At 68.7% G+C, this 19,289-nt stretch carries 13 protein-coding genes, 2 rRNA genes and 1 pseudogene; 2 read left to right on the top strand and 14 right to left on the bottom strand.

Going from position 1 to position 19,289, the window contains the following annotated elements:
- Positions 1–110 precede the first annotated feature (110 nt).
- From ACRDTB_RS30715 to ACRDTB_RS30690, 6 genes and pseudogenes are all read right to left on the bottom strand, one after another.
- Positions 111–1,222 (bottom strand): annotated as a pseudogene (locus ACRDTB_RS30715) (IS3 family transposase).
- 278 nt (positions 1,223–1,500) lie between these two features.
- Positions 1,501–2,382 carry a class I SAM-dependent methyltransferase gene (locus ACRDTB_RS30710; protein ID WP_431435681.1) on the bottom strand — a complete coding sequence of 294 codons (882 nt, stop codon included), beginning with the start codon at positions 2,380–2,382 and terminating at the stop codon, positions 1,501–1,503.
- Between the two features lie 35 nt (positions 2,383–2,417).
- Entirely contained in the window at positions 2,418–2,783 is a 366-nt protein-coding gene (locus ACRDTB_RS30705; protein WP_431435680.1) for a DUF742 domain-containing protein, read from the bottom strand.
- Between the two features lie 1,003 nt (positions 2,784–3,786).
- Positions 3,787–4,020, bottom strand: a complete 234-nt coding sequence (locus ACRDTB_RS30700) for a hypothetical protein (protein ID WP_431435679.1) — start codon at positions 4,018–4,020, stop codon at positions 3,787–3,789.
- Entirely contained in the window at positions 4,017–4,403 is a 387-nt protein-coding gene (locus tag ACRDTB_RS30695) for a WhiB family transcriptional regulator (RefSeq protein ID WP_431435678.1), read from the bottom strand. Before ACRDTB_RS30695 ends, ACRDTB_RS30700 begins: the two co-directional genes overlap by 4 nt.
- A 448-nt stretch (positions 4,404–4,851) precedes the next feature.
- Entirely contained in the window at positions 4,852–6,936 is a 2,085-nt protein-coding gene (locus ACRDTB_RS30690) for an ATP-dependent DNA helicase UvrD2 (RefSeq protein WP_431435677.1), read from the bottom strand.
- Positions 6,937–7,029: 93 nt separating this feature from the next.
- Between ACRDTB_RS30690 and ACRDTB_RS30685 the strand changes: the two genes are divergently transcribed.
- Positions 7,030–7,764, top strand: coding sequence for a DUF4191 domain-containing protein (locus ACRDTB_RS30685; protein ID WP_431435675.1), 735 nt, complete (start codon positions 7,030–7,032; stop codon positions 7,762–7,764).
- Between the two features lie 160 nt (positions 7,765–7,924).
- Here the strand turns inward: ACRDTB_RS30685 and ACRDTB_RS30680 are convergent, their stop codons facing one another.
- Positions 7,925–8,401, bottom strand: coding sequence for an RDD family protein (locus ACRDTB_RS30680; RefSeq protein WP_431435674.1), 477 nt, complete (start codon positions 8,399–8,401; stop codon positions 7,925–7,927).
- Between the two features lie 160 nt (positions 8,402–8,561).
- Between ACRDTB_RS30680 and glnA the strand changes: the two genes are divergently transcribed.
- Positions 8,562–9,986, top strand: a complete 1,425-nt coding sequence (glnA, locus tag ACRDTB_RS30675; protein ID WP_431435673.1) for a type I glutamate--ammonia ligase — start codon at positions 8,562–8,564, stop codon at positions 9,984–9,986.
- A gap of 76 nt (positions 9,987–10,062) precedes the next feature.
- On the opposite strand, the gene ACRDTB_RS30670 is transcribed toward glnA, so the two are convergent.
- From ACRDTB_RS30670 to ACRDTB_RS30640, 7 genes are all read right to left on the bottom strand, one after another.
- Positions 10,063–10,488, bottom strand: coding sequence for an acyl-CoA thioesterase (locus ACRDTB_RS30670; protein ID WP_431435672.1), 426 nt, complete (start codon positions 10,486–10,488; stop codon positions 10,063–10,065).
- Between the two features lie 46 nt (positions 10,489–10,534).
- Positions 10,535–13,513, bottom strand: a complete 2,979-nt coding sequence (locus ACRDTB_RS30665) for a bifunctional [glutamine synthetase] adenylyltransferase/[glutamine synthetase]-adenylyl-L-tyrosine phosphorylase (RefSeq protein ID WP_431435671.1) — start codon at positions 13,511–13,513, stop codon at positions 10,535–10,537.
- A gap of 13 nt (positions 13,514–13,526) precedes the next feature.
- Positions 13,527–14,276, bottom strand: a complete 750-nt coding sequence (locus tag ACRDTB_RS30660) for a type 1 glutamine amidotransferase (protein ID WP_431435670.1) — start codon at positions 14,274–14,276, stop codon at positions 13,527–13,529.
- A 33-nt stretch (positions 14,277–14,309) separates the two neighbouring features.
- The gene (locus ACRDTB_RS30655; RefSeq protein ID WP_431435668.1) at positions 14,310–15,155 is read right to left on the bottom strand and encodes a GNAT family N-acetyltransferase; all 846 of its coding nucleotides are present in this window, start codon (positions 15,153–15,155) and stop codon (positions 14,310–14,312) included.
- A 40-nt stretch (positions 15,156–15,195) separates the two neighbouring features.
- Positions 15,196–15,900, bottom strand: coding sequence for an alpha/beta fold hydrolase (locus ACRDTB_RS30650; protein WP_431435667.1), 705 nt, complete (start codon positions 15,898–15,900; stop codon positions 15,196–15,198).
- A gap of 74 nt (positions 15,901–15,974) precedes the next feature.
- Positions 15,975–16,091: ribosomal RNA gene (gene rrf, locus ACRDTB_RS30645) — 5S ribosomal RNA — on the bottom strand.
- Between the two features lie 92 nt (positions 16,092–16,183).
- Positions 16,184–19,289, bottom strand: a 23S ribosomal RNA gene (locus ACRDTB_RS30640); the annotation flags it as partial.

The raw sequence follows: 19,289 nt of genomic DNA, 5'->3' as shown, positions 1-19,289 counted from the left end.
CACCCGATGGACGATGCGGTGGAAGCCCGTGATCAACGCGTTCGCCATCACCTTCGGTGACCGCTGGCCGGGAGCCGAAACCTACTGATCAACAACGCCGGAAACACCGATCATGGGATAGACCCGCTGGGGCTGCTGCACGTACAGGTGATAGGTGGTCGGGCTGCCTGTGTGGCAGCTTTGGTCATGATGGTTTCGAACTCGATTGGGGTCGATCGTGCGAGTCGGTCTTGCGTCGGCGGTGGTGGTAGGTCCGCTCGATCCAGGTGAGGATCGTGATCCGTAGCTCTTCTCGGGTCTCCCATCGCTGACGGTCCACGACGTTGCGTTGCAGCAGGGAGAAGAAGCTCTCCATGGCGGCGTTGACGCCGGCGGAGCCGGCCTGACCCAATGAGCCGACGATTCGGTGGTGAAACAGCGCCTGCTGGCGCTTTTCGGCTTCGGAACTGACCGCCGCGGTCGCTGTGAAACACGCACCCAGCCACCTCACCAGCCCGGCGGGCAACGGCTGACTCGAGCGCGTTGACCGCGATCGAGGACTCCATCCGGTCGCTGATGCAGCAGCCGACGATTCGGTTGGACCACACCTCCTTGATCGCGCAGAGACAGAGCTTGCCCTCGCCCGTGCGATGCTCGGTGATGTCGGTGAGCCAAACCTTGTTCGGGCCGTCCACGGTGAACCAGCGCTGCACCAGGTCGTCGTGCGCTGGGACCTTGACCTTCCTACCCCCCTTCTCCTTCCCGAACACGCTCCACCAGCCATTGTCCGAACAGATCCGCCACACCATGCGCACCGCCACAGCGAACCCGGCCGCAGCGACCCCGTCGGCAAGCAACCAGTAGCCGAACTCCGGGTCGTCGATCTTGAGCCAGCCGGCACGACACCGCCACGGGAATCCCGTCAACGGCGAACTCACTCACGAGCGAGTAAAGCCCTCCCCGGCAACTGCACCTGGAACAGGTCAGCAGCCGCCCACCGCAGGACCTCGGTCTCCTGCCCCAGCAGCCGGTTGCGGCGCTTCAACCCGCGGATCTCCACGGCTTCATCACCGGTGACACCGAGCTCCACCCCATCCTCGACGACGACCCGAAACCACTTCGACAACATCACCTCACAGAACCCAAAATCCTCGGCAAACCACACCAAAGTCACATCCCGCCCGCGGATCCAGGCCACCCGGACAACATCCTCACAAAACTCACCGGAACAGGGCTTAGCCACAGCGACACCCTTCCAACCAACTCAACCAGCAAACGACCTCAAATGTCACCAATCCATGCAGCAGCCCCGACCGTCACCAATACTCGTCAGGCAGCTTGCCCTCGATGTCGCGCACATGGGTCCGGGCGCAGGCGGGGCACAGCCAGCTCCGGCCCTGCCCAACGGTCTCCATGCTCCACGCGAGCGCCTCGGCCGGAGTCGCGTCGGCACGCGAACGGCCGCAGCGCTTACATCTCGGGGGTTCGGATGACCTGTCCGCCATGGCGCACAAGCGTACGTCAAGCCGGCTTACGTCCAAGATGGACTGTCGATGCACCGAGCACGAACACGTCGTCCCGTGCGCCGACGTACGCCTCGTCGTCCGTGTCCAGCAACCGTTGCACGACCTGACGATCGGACTCGGACAGGTCGTCCTCGCCGACGCCGGACATCCAGGCGAGCCAGTCCACAACGGACTGTCGTACCGGTTCCGGGGCCGGCGCCGGGAGGTCGACCAGGTAGCTGAACGAGTGCGTGTCGGTCAGGCCGGCGGCGGCCAGTGCGCCGGTCCAGCCGATGGGCAGCCGGACCGAGCCGGGAATCTCGGCGCGCATCCGCACGAACCACGCTTCCCGGGCGGCGATCAGCCGATCCTGCAGTCCCGGCTCGCCGATGCCGAGGTCCCACGGCAAACACCGGGTCGCGAGGCCACCCTCGCACAGCGCCAGCAACCCGCCCGGCGCGAGCATACGGCCGAGGCGGGCGATGGCCTTCTGCTGGTCTGGGAGGTGGTGCACCACCCGTGATGCCCATACGAGGTCGGCCGCGGGCAGCGCGTCGGGCAGACCGTCGTCGGCGGCGTCCACCCCCACGCCGTCAACCCGCACCGTATCGCCGGCCACGCTCCGGGCGAGCTCGACGGCGGCGGCGAGCAACTCCTCGACGGCGTCGGCGAGGACCACTCGCCCGCCGCCTCGGGCCGCGAGCGCGGACGCGAAGGCGGCGCTCATGCCACCGGCCCCGGATCCGATGTCCACTACGACGGGAGGAGACCCACCAGGAGTCAGGGAGTCGACCAGCCGCTCTGCCACCGGACCGTTGAACTCGGCCTCGACCTCGTCCGCGCGCCGCAGCGCGACGAGCCGCTCGGTCCAGTCGATGCCGTCATGCGTGTGGGCCATACCCGCGACGTTAGTCCGCCGGCCCGACAGGGTCGCTACAGGCGGCGGAGCCCGACCAGGACCCGGCACATGATGTCGACGTCCGGTGGACCACCGGCCGTGGGATGCACGACCACCGAACCGTCTGCGGCAAGATCACCGACAAGCACGCGAGCGACTCCGAGCGGCACGGACAGCAGAGCGGCGACCTCCGCGACCGACCGCGGCTGCACACAAAGCTCGATGATCGTCCGCCGCTGGGCGGTCTCCTGCCCACCCCGAGTCGCGTCGCGGCTGGCGGAGACGAGCGCCTCAAGCGCGAGATCATGGCTGGACCGCGTTCGCCCCCGGGTGTGCGCATAAGGCCGAACTATGGCTGACGCCCACGGCAGAGCCGCCGTCCACTCGTTGGAAGCGAGCATCGAGGGCCGCCCATCGAGCCGGGACAAAGGCCGCATGTGCTCCAGATCAACGGATGACGGCCCGCTCCGCCGACTCACGGGCTGACGGAGCCGAGGACCTGCCGTCCCCGGCATGGCCCCGCCGCTTCCGCCCTGCCGAGTAGGGCCCGAACCGAGCCCCGGTCGGTCCGACCCGCGCGCCATCGTCTCTGGCCGGATCGGCAGCATGCGGCGACTCGTGCTGTCCGGACGCCTCGTAGTGTTCGCTGGCCCATCCCCCACCGACGAAACCCGCTCCCCCCCGCGCAACCACCCACGTCCGCTACGCCGCGTCCGCCCCAGCCGGCCGCGCCGGCCCGGCCGGACGGGTCAGCGGGACCGCTCGCCCCAGGCGCATCGGCCCAGCCACCGTTCCGAAACCGATCATGGGCACGGGCGTGGCTTCCGTCTCCGGCCCGACCGACCGCACTGAACTCGCCCGCGCCACCAGACCAAGCCAGCCAGCCGGACTGACCGCCGGCCATACCGACCGGAGCGATTCAGGCTCCGCACGACCCGACTCCGCACGACCCGGCTCGGGCCGGCCCGGCCCGGCGTGGCCCAGCTCCGCGCGACCCAACTCCGCACGACCCGGCCCGACGTGGTCCGCGCGACCCGGCCCGACGTGGCCCAACTCCGCGCGACCCAACTCCGCACGACCCGGGTCGGCGTGACCCGGCTCGGCGTGGTTGGGCTCGCCGAGGTCGGCGGCCGAGGGGAACCGTGCTCCGGTTCGGCCTACCCCGCGAGTCCGCGACGCCTTGGCCGGACGGCGTCGTCCGCCGGAGTCACCTCTGGAGCCTGTCACCACTGCGTCGTCCCGTTGGCCGGTCTCAATGGTCGAACCAACTCGACACGGTACGGCCGATCCCGCCGCCATCGGTGACGTCCGCGTTACCGACGCGTTCCACGGCCATGACATCCGGCCGGAAACGGCGAACCGCCCGCCACCAGTGAGGTGGCGGGCGGTGTCCGGTCGAAGGGATCAGAGCAGGTCGCTCGCGCGCTGGGCGCGTCTGGCCGCCCAGGCCGAGAACCGTTCCCAGCGCCTGGCCGTGTTCAACCGGCGGACCAGGCGCGCATGGTCAGCGGCCTGTTCCGCCTCACGCATTCGTTCTCTGGCGAGATTTTCGTAGATCAACATTGACTGGCTTCCGTTCGAGAGAATGGCGGTCATCGGGTCGGTGTCGGTCGTCGGATCGATCACTGTGGGGTTCATGCGGCAGCCTCCTGGGCGCGTGCGGCACGCTCGGCCGCCTCACGAGCAACGTCCTCCTTGCGCGGACGGCCCCGGGGCCGCTTGCGGGCGATGACCACGCCGCGCTCGAAGATCTCGCCACCCCAGACACCCCATGGCTCCTGCCGGGCCAGCGCGCTGGCGAGGCACTCGCTGCGCACCGGGCAGTCCAGGCACAGCTGCTTCGCCCGCTCGAGCTCGGCAGGGGTGTCGGCGAACCACAGGTCGGGGTTGCTACCCGACCGGCAGGGCAAGTCCAGCCCGGCCGACGGCGCGACGTCGAGCAGCTCGCTCACGCCGAGCCCGCCAGAGCTGAGCAGGTCCGGTGGTGCCCCACCCGAGAGTGGGACAGTCGCGGTAGACATGACGTGCAACTCCTGTTCTCGTACTCCTTGATCGCGGTTTTTGTTGATATCCCTGAAAAAACACGAAGGCCGCGGATCCGATTTACGGGTCCGCGGCCTTCGTGAGCCTGGAGACTTGACAGGGCGTCAAGTTCTTCGCTCGGAAGTCATGGCGGACACATCGGACGGGAGATCGGCGATCTGCGGAACGGCGACACCGGTGGTCGCGAAACGGTCACGCTTGAACGCGACAGTCCTAACCTGGTGGACGACCTGAACCGTGGGCGCGGCCGTAGCCCCGGACGTGGGGTAGCCAGGGGCGCACATGATCACGATGTTCTCCACGACTGGCCACCTCCTCACACGTCTCAAATTCTGCCGGGCATTCCCGACCTGCTCATGCAGGCTATGTGCCAGCGACTCATGCCCGCAACAGGTTTTTCGGTACTTCGCCGTGATGCGTTACGGGTCACCCGTCGGCGCGGAGCAACGACAACACCTCAGTGCCGAATTTGTCCAGTTTGCTCGCGCCGATACCGGCAATGGCGACGAGGGCGGCGGCGTCGGTCGGACGCTGCTCGGCGATCGCCATCAGGGTCGCGTCGGTGAACACGACGTACGCCGGCACCTTCAGCGCCCGCGCCCGCTTCGCCCGCCACTCCTTGAGCCTGGCCAGGAGTTCCTCGTCCAGATCCGCGGGGCACGACGCGCACCGGCCGAGCTTGACCGCCGCCGCGCCGAGCAGCGCAGCGCCGCAAACCCGGCACCGTGGCGCCGCCGCGCCGTCCCGCTGCCGGGTCCGAGCCAGACGGGAGGTCGGGTGGTTCTCGGGAATCAGCCCGTAGAGGAACCGGCTACGCCTACGGTTGCGCCGCCCGCCCTCCGCGCGGGCCAGCGCCCACGACAGTGACAGGGACCGCCGCGCCCGGGTCACGCCGACGTACAGCAGCCGGCGCTCCTCCTCGACCGCCACCTCGTTGCCGTCGGCGTGCAGGATCGGCATCGTGCCCTCGACCAGCCCCACGAGGAACACCGCGTCCCACTCCAGCCCCTTCGCCGCGTGCAGGGACGCCAGCGTGACGCCCTCGACCTTCGGCGGGTGCTGCGAACGCGCCCGCATGTCCAGCTCGGCCACGTACTGCGCGAGGTCGGCACCCTCGACCGTGGCCGCCAGCTCCTCGGCCAGCTCGACCATGGCCAGCAGCGACCCCCAGCGCTCGCGGGCCGCACGACCCGCCGGCGGGTCGGCGGTGAGCCCGAGCGGCTCGAGCAGCTCGCGCACGATCTTGGGCAGCTCGCCCGTCGGCCGGGCCGCGGCCGCGGTGCGCAGCGCGACGGTCGCCTGGCGAATTTCGGTCCGTGCGAAGAACCGCTCGCCGCCGCGCACCAGGTACGGGATGTCGAGCTCGGACAGCGCCTGCTCGTAGGTCTCCGACTGCGCGTTGACTCGGTACAGCACGGCGATCTCGCTGGCCGGCGTTCCCGCGTCGATCAGCTCGGAGATCCGCCTGGCCACCGCCGCGGCCTCGGCCGGCTCGTCGTCGTACTCGGCGAACACCGGATCCGGGCCCGCTTCGAGCTGGCCGACGAGCTGCAGCCGCGAGCCGGCCGGCCGCTCCCGCGCGGCGCCGATCACCCGGTTCGCGAGCGCCACGACCTCGGGCGTCGACCGGTAGTCCCGCTCCAGCCGCACGACCGTGGCGCTCGGGAACCGGCGGGTGAAGCCGAGCAGCGGCCGCGGCGAGGCACCGGCGAAGGAGTAGATCGTCTGGTTCGCGTCGCCCACCACGGTCAGGTCGTCGCGCTCGCCGAGCCAGGCGTCGAGCACCCGCTGCTGCAGCGGCGTGACGTCCTGGTACTCGTCGACCACGAAGCACCGGTAGCGGTCGCGGAACTCCTCGGCGACCATCGAGTGCTCCTCGAGCGCGGCGGCGGTGTGCAGCAGCAGGTCGTCGAAGTCCAGCAGGTTGGCCTGGCCCTTGAACGACTCGTACCACCGGTACACGCTGGCCACGAGCTCGACCGGCGCCGGCGACTGGCGGTGTGCCCGCCCGGCGGCCGCGGCGTAGTCGTCCGGGGTGACCATCGACGCCTTGGCCCACTCGATCTCGGTGGCGAGGTCACGCAGCACCTCGACGTCGGTGCCCGCGCCCGCCCGTTGCGCGGCCTGGCTGACCACGCGCACCTTGCTGTCGAGCAGGTCCCACTGCGGCCCGCCGACCACGCGCGGCCAGAAGTAGCGCAGCTGGCGCAGTGACGCGGCGTGGAACGTGCGGGCCTGGGCGCCGTGCACGCCCAACGCGCGCAGCCGGGTGCGCAGCTGCCCCGCGGCGCGCGCGGTGAACGTCACCGCGAGCACCTGACCGGCGGCGACGTGCCCGGAGTGGATGAGCTGCGCGATGCGGTGCACGATCGTGCGCGTCTTGCCCGTGCCGGCGCCGGCCAGCACGCACACCGGTCCGCGCGGCGCCTGGGCGGCGGTGAGCTGCTCGGGGTCCAGCCCGGCGAGCGGCCCATCGTCGTGTGTCGCCGATTCCGCCTGCCGCCCAGCCATGGAGGCATCCTGACAGACGCCACTGACCGCGCCTGTCAGGGACATGCCGGTCGGCCGAGACCCGGGTCGGCCCGGCCACGTATCCTGGTGGTCATGGCTCCCAAGCAGGACAAGGCGGCGACTGCCGAGGCGAAGAAGGCACGGAAGGCGGCGGCCAAGGCCAAGCGGTCGCAGCTCTTCCAGGCGTTCAACATGCAGCGCAAGGAGGACAAGGCGCTCATCCCGTTGATGCTCGGGGTGGTCGTCGTTGTCGTCGGCGTGCTGTTCGGTCTGGGCCTGCTCATCGACATGCACTGGATCCTGCTGCCGGTCGGCATCGCGCTCGGCCTGCTCGGCGCGGTGATCCTGTTCGGCCGTCGGGTGCAGAAGAACGTCTACGGCAAGGCGGAGGGACAGCCGGGTGCCGCGGGCTGGGCACTGGACAACATGCGCGGCCGCTGGCGGGTCACGTCCGGCGTGGCCGCGACGACCCAGGGCGACTTCGTGCACCGCGTGCTCGGCCGGCCCGGGGTGATCCTGGTGGCCGAGGGCGCCCCACACCGGATCAAGAACCTGCTGGCACAGGAGAAGAAGCGCGTCGCGCGGGTCGTCGGCGACACCCCGATCTACGACTTCACCGTCGGCAACGACGAGAACCAGGTGCCACTCGCGAAGCTGCAGCAGCGCATCATGAAGCTGCCGAACAACCTCAAGCCGGCACAGATCGACACGCTGGAGAAGCGCATGTCCGCGCTGGCCGCCCGGGCCGCCGGCCCGCAGATGCCGAAGGGCCCGATGCCGCAGGGCGCCAAGATGCGCAGCGTGCAACGCGCGATGCGCCGCCGCTGAACCGGGGAACCCCATTGCGCGTGTGGCGCGTGCGACGGTGATCAGCAACGGAAGGGAGTAGCCGTCGACCCTCGGTTGGGCGGATCCAAGCGCACCCGGCTTCAGCAGGCCGGATCACGGACACGCCGTTCCCGGTGAAGATCGCGCTCGAACGGCTGCGTTAGCGGGTGCGTAGGACGATCGTGCCCACGGCCCGGTCGTGGAGGCCGCGGCCATCGGCGTCCGAGATGGCCGCCGGCACGATCAGGGCGGTCATGATCGTTCGTGCGATCGCCCGCAGCGGACCGACCAGGGCGGCGCCGTCCAGCCGCGCCACCCGAATGCCCAGCGCCGCCTTGCCCGCCGTGAAGCCGAAGAACGACACGGCACTGACCGTGATCACGAACCACACCAGGATCGCCCAGTAGTTGAAGGTCTGCATGATCTCCGGCCGCTGCACGTCAACCGGCACGAACAGGCTCGTCACGAGGCCGGCTATGACGAGGTCGAGGAACAGCGCCGCGAACCGCACGCCGCGTGAGGCCACCGAGCCCGGGCCCGAGCGCGGCAGGCCCAGCCGCTCGCCGGGCCACTGCTGCGGGGTGCTGGACTCCGCCCCGCCCAGTCCTGACAGCCACGTCCCGGTCCATCTGCTCACCCCTCCAGCCTAGAACCAGGTGCGCCCGAGGGTTGGATGGCATGCTCGAGGGCTGTAGACCGGTCGTTAACACCGGCGAAACATAAGGGTGATGGTCGGGCAACACCGCGCTCATAGCTTGGCGGCGGAGCGTTTGAGCAAGAGTTAGGAGCCAACGAGCGTGTTCAACACTTCCGATGAGGTCCTCAGCTTCATCTCGAACGAAGAGGTGAAGTTCATCGATGTCCGGTTCTGCGACCTGCCGGGCATCATGCAGCACTTCACGGTGCCGGTTCAGTCGTTCGACGAGGGCACCATCGACGATGGCCTGGCGTTCGACGGCTCCTCGGTGCGTGGGTTCCAGCAGATCCACGAGTCGGACATGCTCCTGCTGCCCGACCTGGCCACCGCGCGCGTCGACCCGTTCCGCGCCGACAAGACGCTCAACATCAACTTCTTCGTGCACGATCCGCTGACCCGCGAGGCGTACAGCCGCGACCCGCGCAACATCGCGCGCAAGGCCGAGGAGTACCTGGCCGAGTCCGGCATCGCCGACACCGCGTACTTCGGGCCGGAGGCCGAGTTCTACATCTTCGACTCCGTACGATTCGACAGCGCGGAGAACGGCTCCTTCCACGAGATCGACTCCGTCGAGGGCTGGTGGAACACCGGTGCGGACGAGGCGGGCGGCAACCGCGGCTACAAGACCAAGTACAAGAGCGGGTACTTCCCAGTGCCGCCGATCGACCACTTCGCCGACCTGCGCGCGGAGATCGTGACGAACCTGTTCGGCAGCGGCTTCACCGTGGAGCGCGCGCACCACGAGGTCGGCACCGCGGGCCAGGCCGAGATCAACTACAAGTTCAACACGCTCCTGCACGCCGCGGACGACCTGCAGCTGTTCAAGTACATCGTGAAGAACACCGCGTGGGCCGCCGGCAAGTCCGCGACGTTCATGCCCAAGCCGCTCTTCGGCGACAACGGCTCCGGCATGCACTGCCACCAGTCCCTGTGGAAGGACGGCGAGCCGCTGTTCTACGACGAGTCCGGGTACGCCGGCCTGTCCGACTCCGCGCGGCACTACATCGGCGGGCTGCTGCACCACGCGCCGAGCCTGCTGGCGTTCACCAACCCGACGGTGAACTCCTACCACCGCCTGGTGCCGGGCTTCGAGGCGCCGGTCAACCTGGTGTACTCGCAGCGCAACCGGTCGGCGTGCGTACGCATCCCGATCACCGGCGACAACGCGAAGGCCAAGCGCATCGAGTTCCGCTGCCCCGACTCGTCCGGCAACCCGTACCTCGCGTTCTCCGCGATGGTGATGGCCGGCATGGACGGCATCAAGAACAAGATCGAGCCGCCCACGCCGATCGACAAGGACCTCTACGAGCTGCCGCCCGAGGAGGCCAAGGACGTGGCCACCGTGCCGGCGTCGTTGAACGCGGTGCTGGACAGCCTGGAGGCCGACCACGAGTTCCTGCTCGAGGGCGGCGTCTTCACGCCAGACGTGATCGAGACGTGGATCGACTTCAAGCGCGAGCACGAGATCGACCCGCTGCGGCTGCGCCCGCACCCGTTCGAGTTCGCCCTCTACTACGACGTGTAGGCCACTGGAGCCACGGCCCGGCGATCGCGGGAAGACCCGATCGCCGGGCCGTTTCTCGCACCCCCGGCCGCGATGGTCAGTCCGTGCCCGACAGCACGGCCGCGTCGAACCCGTTCGACTCGAGCACGCCGCGCGGGTCGACCAGCAGCTTGCGGGCGTCGAGGCCCATCAGCCCCACGATGCAGTAGACCTCGGCGGCCACCGTGCCGTCCGCCTTCAGGATCATCGAGTTGACGTTGAACGTCTTGCCCGTGCCGAACTTGACCTCGCAGGTCACCTCGATGTGCTCGCTCGCACGCAGCTCGCGGCGGAAGTTGACCGTGGTGCTCAGCAGCACCGACGCGATGCGCCGGTCCAGCAACCCGTCCCAGTCGCAACCGGCCGCGGCGAACCCGGACATGCGCGCGACCTCGGCGTACTGGTGGTACACGGCATGGTTGACGTGCCCGAGCGAGTCCAGCTCGTAGCTGCGCACGACGATCGGGATCCGGAAGCCGGCCATGCCCCAACTGTAGAAGCGGGCACCGACGAAAGCCGGCTCACGTGAGTTAACCCTCGTAGAACAGCCGCTCGACCACGCCACGCGACCGCCGCAGCGTGCGCCGGTAGGAGTCGACGAACTCCCCGGGGTCGGCGTCGGGCCGCAGCACCGCCGCCACCGCCACGAGCTCGCGGCCCGCGGCCGGGAGCTGGTCGGACACCTTGCCCCGCACCACGGTCGCCGCGTTGCGCGCGTGGGTGGCCAGCAACCACGCCTCGCGCAACGCGGCCGCGTCGGCCTCGGCCACCAGCCCGGCTGCCACGGCCGCACGAAGACCGTCCACTGTGGACGTAGTGCGCAGGGACGGCACCTCGTGCGCGTGGCGCAGCGCCAGCAGCTGCAACGTCCACTCGACGTCGGCGAGCCCACCGCGGCCCAGCTTCATGTGCGTGGCCGGGTCCGCGCCGCGCGGCAGCCGCTCGGTGTCCACCCGCGCCTTGATCCGTCTGATCTCCCGGACGCGTGCGGCGTCGAGCCCGCCCTCCGGGTACCGGATCGGGTCGATCATCTCGATGAACCGCGCGCCGAGGTCCTCGTCGCCCGCGATCGGCAGGGCCCGCAGCAGCGCCTGCGCCTCCCACACCTGCGCCCACTGCTCGTAGTAGGCCCGGTAGGACTCGAGCGTTCGCACGAGCGACCCCTGCCGGCCTTCTGGCCGCAGATCGACGTCCACCTGCAGCGGCGGGTCCTGACTCGGCGCCCCCAGCTGCTTGCGCACGCTCTGCGCGACCCGGCCCGCGTACTTCACCGCGTCCGCGTCCGACACGCCCTCGACCGGCTCGCACACGAACAGCACGTCCGCGTCCGAGCCGTAGCCCAGCTCCCCGCCACCGAGCCGGCCCATGCCGATCACCGCGATCCGGGCCCGCCGACCGCCAGCGGACACCGACTCGGCCCGGTCGACCGCCGCGAGCGTCGCCTGCAGCACCGCCACCCACACGCTGGACAGCGCGTGGCACACGGTCAGCACGTCCATGAACCCCAGCAGGTCCGCCGCCGCCACCCGCAGCAGCTCGTGACGGCGCAGCGACCGCGCCGCGGCGACCGCGTTGCCCAGGTACGCCTGCCGGTTCACCGCCTGGCGCAGCGACGTCGCCACCTCCGCGGTGTCCCGGCCGGCCAGCTGCTCGGGGTCGCTGAGCAGCCGCAGCACCTCGGGCGCGCGCACGATGAGGTCGGGCACGAGCTTGGCCGTGCCGAGCAGGGTCGCGAGCCGCTCGACCACGGCCGCCTCGTCACGCAGCACCCGCAGGTACCACTCGGTGCTGGCCAGTGCCTCGGACACCCGCCGGTACGCGAGCAGGCCGCCGTCCGGGTCGGGTGTCTCGGCGAGCATCTCCAGCAACGCCGGCAACAGCGCGCGCTGGATCGCCGCGCGTCGCGACATCCCGGCGGTCAGCGCCTCGATGTGCCGCAGCGCGCCGTCCGGAGCCGCGTAGCCGAGCGCGGCCAACCGGGCCTCGGCCGCCTCGGCCGACAGGCGCAGCGCCTCACCGGGAACTCGGGCCACGGCCTCGAGCAGCGGCCGGTAGAACAGCTTCTCGTGCAGCCGGCGGATCCGCCGCAGGTGCCGCTGGAACTCCGCCTGGAGGACCTCGCCCTCCGCCTTGCCACGATCCGGCCTGATCCCGGCGGCACGCGCGAGCCAGCGCAGCTCGTCGGTGTCGCCGGCCTGCGGGAACAGGTGGGTACGGCGCAGCCGCTGCAGCTGCAGCCGGTGCTCGACCAGCCGTAGGAACCGGTAGGACTCCCCCATCTCGGCCGAGTCGGTGCGACCCACGTAGCCGCCCTCGCCCAGTGCCGCCAGGGTGTCCACAGTGGACCGCCGGCGGAGGGACTCGTCGTTGCGGCCGTGCACGAGCTGCAGCAGCTGCACGGCGAACTCGACGTCGCGCAGGCCCCCGCGGCCGAGCTTGAGCTCGCGGTCGAGCAGGTCGGTGGGCACGTGGTCCTCGACCCGCCGGCGCATCGCGCGCACGTCGTCGACGAAGTTGTCCCGGTCGGCCGCCGCCCAGACCAGCGGCCGCACGACGTCGAGGTAGCCCTCGCCGAGCGCCGCGTCGCCGGCGACCGGGCGGGCCTTGAGCAGCGCCTGGAACTCCCAGGTACGCGCCCAGCGGTCGAAGTACGCGGCGTGCCCGTCGAGCGTGCGCACCAGGGGCCCCGCCTTGCCCTCGGGCCGCAGCGCGGCGTCGACCTCGAAGCACGACTGGCCGGCGACCCGGATCATGGTGCTGGCCATGCGAGTGGCCACCTCCAGGTCGCCGTCCCCCACGAACAGCACGTCCACGTCGCTGACGTAGTTGAGCTCGTGGCCGCCGCACTTGCCCATGGCGATCACGGTGAGCCGGCACCCGTCCCGGGCGTCGCCGGCGGCCGCGGCGGCCACGGCCAGCGCCGCCCGCATGGCGGCCTCGGCGAGCGCGGTCAGCCGGCCGGTGGTCTGCGCGTAGGTGGGCACCGGCAGCCCGGGTTCGACGAGGTGGCCGAGGTCGTCGGCGGCGATCTCCAGCAGCAGCCCGCGGTAGGCGGCCCGCAGTGTGCGGACGGCATCGGCCCCCGTCCGGCGCGCGACCCCGTCCTCCCCGGCGTCGACGGACTCGAGCAGGACAGCCGGGTAGTCGGCGACCGAGTGCCGCCGGTCGGTCAGCAGCCGGCGCCACTCCCCCGAGCGCGCGATCACGAAGTCGGCCAGCGCGCTCGAGCCGCCGAACACGGCGAGCAGCCGGCCGCGCAGCCCGCGATCGGTGGCTATGGCCCGGTCGAGCGCGGGCCAGCCGCCGGTGTCGGCGGTGCGGATCCGGTCGAGGGCGAGCAGCGCGAGGTCGGGGTCGGGGCTGCGGGACAGCGCCACCATGCTGGTCTCTCGGTCCGGCGCCGGGCCGGCCTCGCCCCACCAGCCGGCCGCGCTCAGGTGTGCGGCGGCGCGGTCGTCGGTGAGCCCGTACCGGGCGGTCGAGGGTGTCGAGCGGACGCGGTCGGCCATGAGGGGTGGCTCGCTAGTGGCCGAGCAGCGGCAGCGGCGCCGGGCCCGCCGGCGACAGCTCGCCCGCCGCGAGCCGAACGAACTCGGTGGCGAACGGGCGCCAGGTCTCCGCGAGGTCGGCGTGCAGCTGATCGAGCCGCTCGGCGGTCAGCGCGCCGGGGCGGGCGAACTCGGCCTCCCGCGGGCAGTCGCGGGCCCAGGCGAGCACGGTGTCGGTGGTGGTCTCGATGTGGAACTGCAGGCCGTACGCGCACCGGCCGACCCGGTACGCCTGGTTCGGGTAGCGGGTGGCCGACGCGAGCAGCACGCTGTTCGCCGGCAGCCGGTCGATCACGTCGGAGTGGAACTGGAGCACGTCGGGCATGAACGGCAGCTCGGCGAACAGCGGGTCGGTCCAGCCGACGTCCCGCTTGGCGACCAGGTGCGGGCCGACCTCCGGCCCGTCCTCCCCCACTACGACCCGGCCGCCCGCGGCGACCGCGAGCAGCTGTCCGCCGAGGCAGATGGCGAGCGTCGGCAGCTGCTGGCCGACGGCCGCGGCGAGCAGCCGGCGCACGTCGGCGAGCCACGGGTGGTCGATGTCGTCGTTCGCACCCATGCCGCCGCCGAGGCACACCAGCCCGGCGTACCCGGCGAGGTCGGCGGGCAGCGGGTCGGCCGGCGGCGCGACGACGTGGAGCTCGGCCCCGGCGTCGGCCAGCCAGTCACCGAGCGGCCCGACGGGGTCCGACGCGTCGGGTTGGATGACGAGCAGACGGGTCACGTTCTCAGGGTAGCCAGGCGTTTCGGGTGGCCGTCACGGCGCGGGGGTGAACTCGATCTCGCAGGTGTCGAACACCTCGCGGTAGCCGATCTTGCGGTAGATCGAGTTCGAGGTCGGGTTGGCCAGGTCGGTGAACAGCAGCACGTGCTTCGCTCCGGCGTCGCGGGCCCACCGGGAGGCGGCGGCGGTCACGGCCGAGCCGTATCCGTGGCCGCGAAGCTCGGGCGGGGTGTACACGGACATGACCCGGCTCATGCCCGCGACCGGCAGGTTGGCCGACGCCATGGACACGTCCTGGCCGTCGCGCTCCCATAGGAGCAGCCCGTCACCGCCGGCCAGGCCCCGCCGCAGCTGCTCGCCGACCTGGCCGACGCCACGGGTGTGGCCGATGGCCTCGGCCTGGAACTCGAGCCGCCACCGCAGCAGCAGCGGGAGGTCGGCCTCGGTGGCGAACCGCCGGCCCCCGGGCACGGTCGGCGGGTGCAGCTCGTCGAGCTCGTAGAGCCGGCTGGCCAGCGCCTCGTCCAACCCCGCGCCCGTCCGACCGGCCCACGCCGCGGCGAAGCTCTCGGCCAGCTCGCGGGGGCCGGTCACGCCGGGCAGCTCTGGGTCGAGGTCGACCAACGCGGCGGCGACCGGCGGGTGTGCTCCTGCCGGCAGCCCGCTGATGATGAGCGGCCAGGGCGGGGTGCGCAGGGCGGCGCCGGCCAGTCCGCCGCCGGCGTCGTGGACGGTGAGCATGACCGCGGAGATGGCCGGGTCGTCGAGGAAGCGGGCCATCACGGACAGCGCGAGGGTGTGCCGGACGGGGTCGGCGGAGTACCAGGTGTCGATCGCGGCGCGGAACCCGTCGGGGTCGGTGTGCGCGCGTACCTCCATGGCCTCAGGCTGGTCCGGGCGGCCGGAACCGTCCAGCCAATTAGCCGACGACCTCGCTCCGGTAGGACTCCAGCCAGTCGACGACGGCGTCCGGGTGCCCGAACGCCAGCAGGTGTCCGCCCGGGGTCTCGTCCGGCGTGATGCCGAGCCGTTCCACGGCGACGCGGCGGAGCAGGTCGGCAGGGAGGAGCCGGTCGTCGCGCCCGATCAGCACCCGGGTCGGCACCGCCGGCCACGCGTCCATCGGCCACGGCTGGGCGAAGATGGTCTCCGACTGGCCGGGCACGCCATGCTGGAGCACGGCCTCGATGGTGTCCTGCGGCACGTCGTGCAGGAAGGTCGTCATCACGTCGAACGCGGCGTCGGGGTCGCGTCCCTCCCGCTCGGCGAACTCGCGCTCGGCCTGTGACTGGCCGGTGTTGTCCCACCAGGCGCCGAGCGTCTCGCCGGGTGCCGGGATCATCGGGGCGACCAGGACGAGCAGCTCGACCTGGAGGCGCTGGCAGATGATCGGCGCGGTGAACGCACCCATGGACTGGCCGACGACCACGAGGTCCGTGGGATGCCCGACGGCCTCGGTCATCGCCCTGACGACGGTGTCGGCGTAGTCGGCGAAGCCCGCACCGTCGTCGTCGATGGGCAGGTCGGGCGCGACGACCTCGTGGCCGCGGCTCTGGAGCAGCGGGATCACCCTGTGCCAGTAGAACGCGTCGGAGGCGCCGTGGATCAGTACGTAGGTGGCCACGGGGACCACCTTTCCGCACCGGCCCGGAAAAGCCAACGAGCCCCGCGAAAATCGCGGGGCTCGTGGGAATGAATGCTCGGCGGTGTCCTACTCTCCCACACCCTGTCGAGTGCAGTACCATCGGCGCTGGAGGGCTTAGCTTCCGGGTTCGGAATGGGACCGGGCGTTTCCCCACCGCTATAACCGCCGAAACCCTATGAAACAATCAAACAACCACACACACGTGGGTTGGTGTTTCAGAGTTGCATAGTGGATGCCGAAGCAAAAAACTTTGATGCGTTTTATGGGTAAGTCCTCGGCCTATTAGTACCAGTCAACTCCACACATTACTGCGCTTCCATCTCTGGCCTATCAACCCACTGGTCTCGGTGGGGGCCTTAACCCACAAAGGGGTGGGAGACCTCATCTTGGAACAGGCTTCCCGCTTAGATGCCTTCAGCGGTTATCCCTCCCGAACGTAGCCAACCAGCCATGCCCCTGGCGGGACAACTGGCACACCAGAGGTTCGTCCGTCCCGGTCCTCTCGTACTAGGGACAGCCTTCCTCAAGTCTCCTACGCGCGCGGCGGATAGGGACCGAACTGTCTCACGACGTTCTAAACCCAGCTCGCGTGCCGCTTTAATGGGCGAACAGCCCAACCCTTGGGACCTACTCCAGCCCCAGGATGCGACGAGCCGACATCGAGGTGCCAAACCATGCCGTCGATATGGACTCTTGGGCAAGATCAGCCTGTTATCCCCGGGGTACCTTTTGTCCGTTGAGCGACACCCCTTCCACCAGGAGGTGCCGGATCACTAGTCCCGACTTTCGTCCCTGCTCGACCCGTCGGTCTCACAGTCAAGCTCCCTTGTGCACTTACACTCAACACCTGATTGCCAACCAGGCTGAGGGAACCTTTGGGCGCCTCCGTTACTCTTTAGGAGGCAACCGCCCCAGTTAAACTACCCACCAGGCACTGTCCCTGAACCGGATCACGGTCCGAAGTTAGACACCCAGTACGACCAGAGTGGTATTTCAACGATGACTCCACAACCACTGGCGTGGCCACTTCACAGTCTCCCACCTATCCTACACAAGCCGAACCAAGCACCAATACCAAGCTATAGTAAAGGTCCCGGGGTCTTTCCGTCCTGCCGCGCGTAACGAGCATCTTTACTCGTAGTGCAATTTCGCCGGGCCTGTGGTTGAGACAGCCGAGAAGTCGTTACGCCATTCGTGCAGGTCGGAACTTACCCGACAAGGAATTTCGCTACCTTAGGATGGTTATAGTTACCACCGCCGTTTACTGGCGCTTAAATTCTCACCTTCGCCCACCGAAATGAGCTAAGCGGTCCTCTTAACGTTCCAGCACCGGGCAGGCGTCAGTCCGTATACATCGTCTTGCGACTTCGCACGGACCTGTGTTTTTAGTAAACAGTCGCTTCTCGCTGGTCTCTGCGGCCACCTGACCCTAGCCCGCAACGGAGCTTCAAGCCCTGTGGCCCCCCTTCTCCCGAAGTTACGGGGGCATTTTGCCGAGTTCCTTAACCACAGTTCACCCGATCGCCTTGGTATTCTCTACCTGACCACCTGTGTCGGTTTGGGGTACGGGCCGCACGGACACTCACTAGAGGCTTTTCTCGGCAGCATGGGATCACCCTACTTCGCCTCATTCGGCTATGCATCACCTCTCACCCATCACGCAACGCGGATTTACCTACGTCACAGGCTACGGGCTTGCACCAGTCACCATCAGCTGGCGGAGCTACCCTCCTGCGTCACCCCATCGTTTGGCTACTACCACCTCAGGTCCCACGCTCCCCCACCCACCCATCCGAAGACAGGAAAGCAGGTTCGGGTGGTTAGTCTCAGCAGCCTCGCCAGGGACGCATCCACACGGGTACGGGAATATCAACCCGTTGTCCATCGACTACGCCTGTCGGCCTCGCCTTAGGTCCCGACTTACCCTGGGCGGATTAACCTGGCCCAGGAACCCTTGGTCATCCGGCGGCAGAGTTTCTCACTCTGCTTTCGCTACTCATGCCTGCATTCTCACTCCCACACCCTCCACCAGTGGTTTCCACCCCGGCTTCCCTGGATGCAGGACGCTCCCCTACCCACCCACACAGCTAGATCCTCAAACTCGAAAGCCTCAGGACCGACTTATCATGTGAGTGACACAGCTTCGGCGGTACGCTTCAGCCCCGCTACATTGTCGGCGCAGGACCACTTGACCAGTGAGCTATTACGCACTCTTTCAAGGATGGCTGCTTCTAAGCCAACCTCCTGGTTGTCTCGGCGACCCCACATCCTTTCCCACTTAGCGCACACTTAGGGGCCTTAGCTGGCGTTCTGGGCTGTTTCCCTCTCGACCACGAACCTTATCGCCCGCAGTCTCACTGCCGTGCTCTCACTTACTGGTATTCGGAGTTTGGTTGATTTCGGTAAGCTTGTAGGCCCCCTAGACCATCCAGTGCTCTACCCCCAGCAAGAAACACACGACGCTGCACCTAAATGCATTTCGGGGAGAACCAGCTATCACGGAGTTTGATTGGCCTTTCACCCCTACCCACAGCTCATCCCCCAGGTTTTCAACCCTGGTGGGTTCGGGCCTCCACGCCGTCTTACCGGCGCTTCACCCTGGCCATGGGTAGATCACCCCGCTTCGGGTCTAGAGCACGCGACTCAAACGCCCTATTCAGACTCGCTTTCGCTACGGCTACCCCACACGGGTTAACCTCGCCACGCACCACTAACTCGCAGGCTCATTCTTCAAAAGGCACGCCATCACAGTTGCTAAGACTGCTCTGACGGCTTGTAGGCACACGGTTTCAGGTACTCTTTCACTCCCCTCCCGGGGTACTTTTCACCTTTCCCTCACGGTACTCGTCCGCTATCGGTCACCAGGGAGTATTTAGGCTTAGCGGGTGGTCCCGCCAGATTCACAGCAAATTCCACGAGCTCGCTGCTACTCGGGAACACCACCAAGAAAGATGCACGGTTTTCGCCTACCCGACTCTCACGGTCTCCGGTCCAGTATCCCAAACTGATTCGACTAACACGCGCATTTTATCACTCTCCGCCCGGCTGGCAGACCAGACAAGGTGGGTCCCACAACCCCGCACACGCAACCCCTGCCAGGTATCACACGTACACGGTTTAGCCTCCTCCGCTTTCGCTCGCCACTACTCACGGAATCACACTTGTTTTCTCTTCCTACGGGTACTGAGATGTTTCACTTCCCCGCGTTACCCCCACCACCCTATACATTCAGATGATGGTGACACCCCATGACGGGTGCCGGGTTACCCCATTCGGAAATCCTCGGATCTCAGCTCGGTTGACAGCTCCCCGAGGCATATCGCAGCCTCCCACGTCCTTCATCAGCTCCTGATGCCCAGGCATCCACC

Source organism: Actinophytocola sp. (genome assembly GCF_050699935.1).
Classification (GTDB): domain Bacteria; phylum Actinomycetota; class Actinomycetes; order Mycobacteriales; family Pseudonocardiaceae; genus Actinophytocola.
This window is presented reverse-complemented; position numbering and strand designations above follow the sequence as displayed.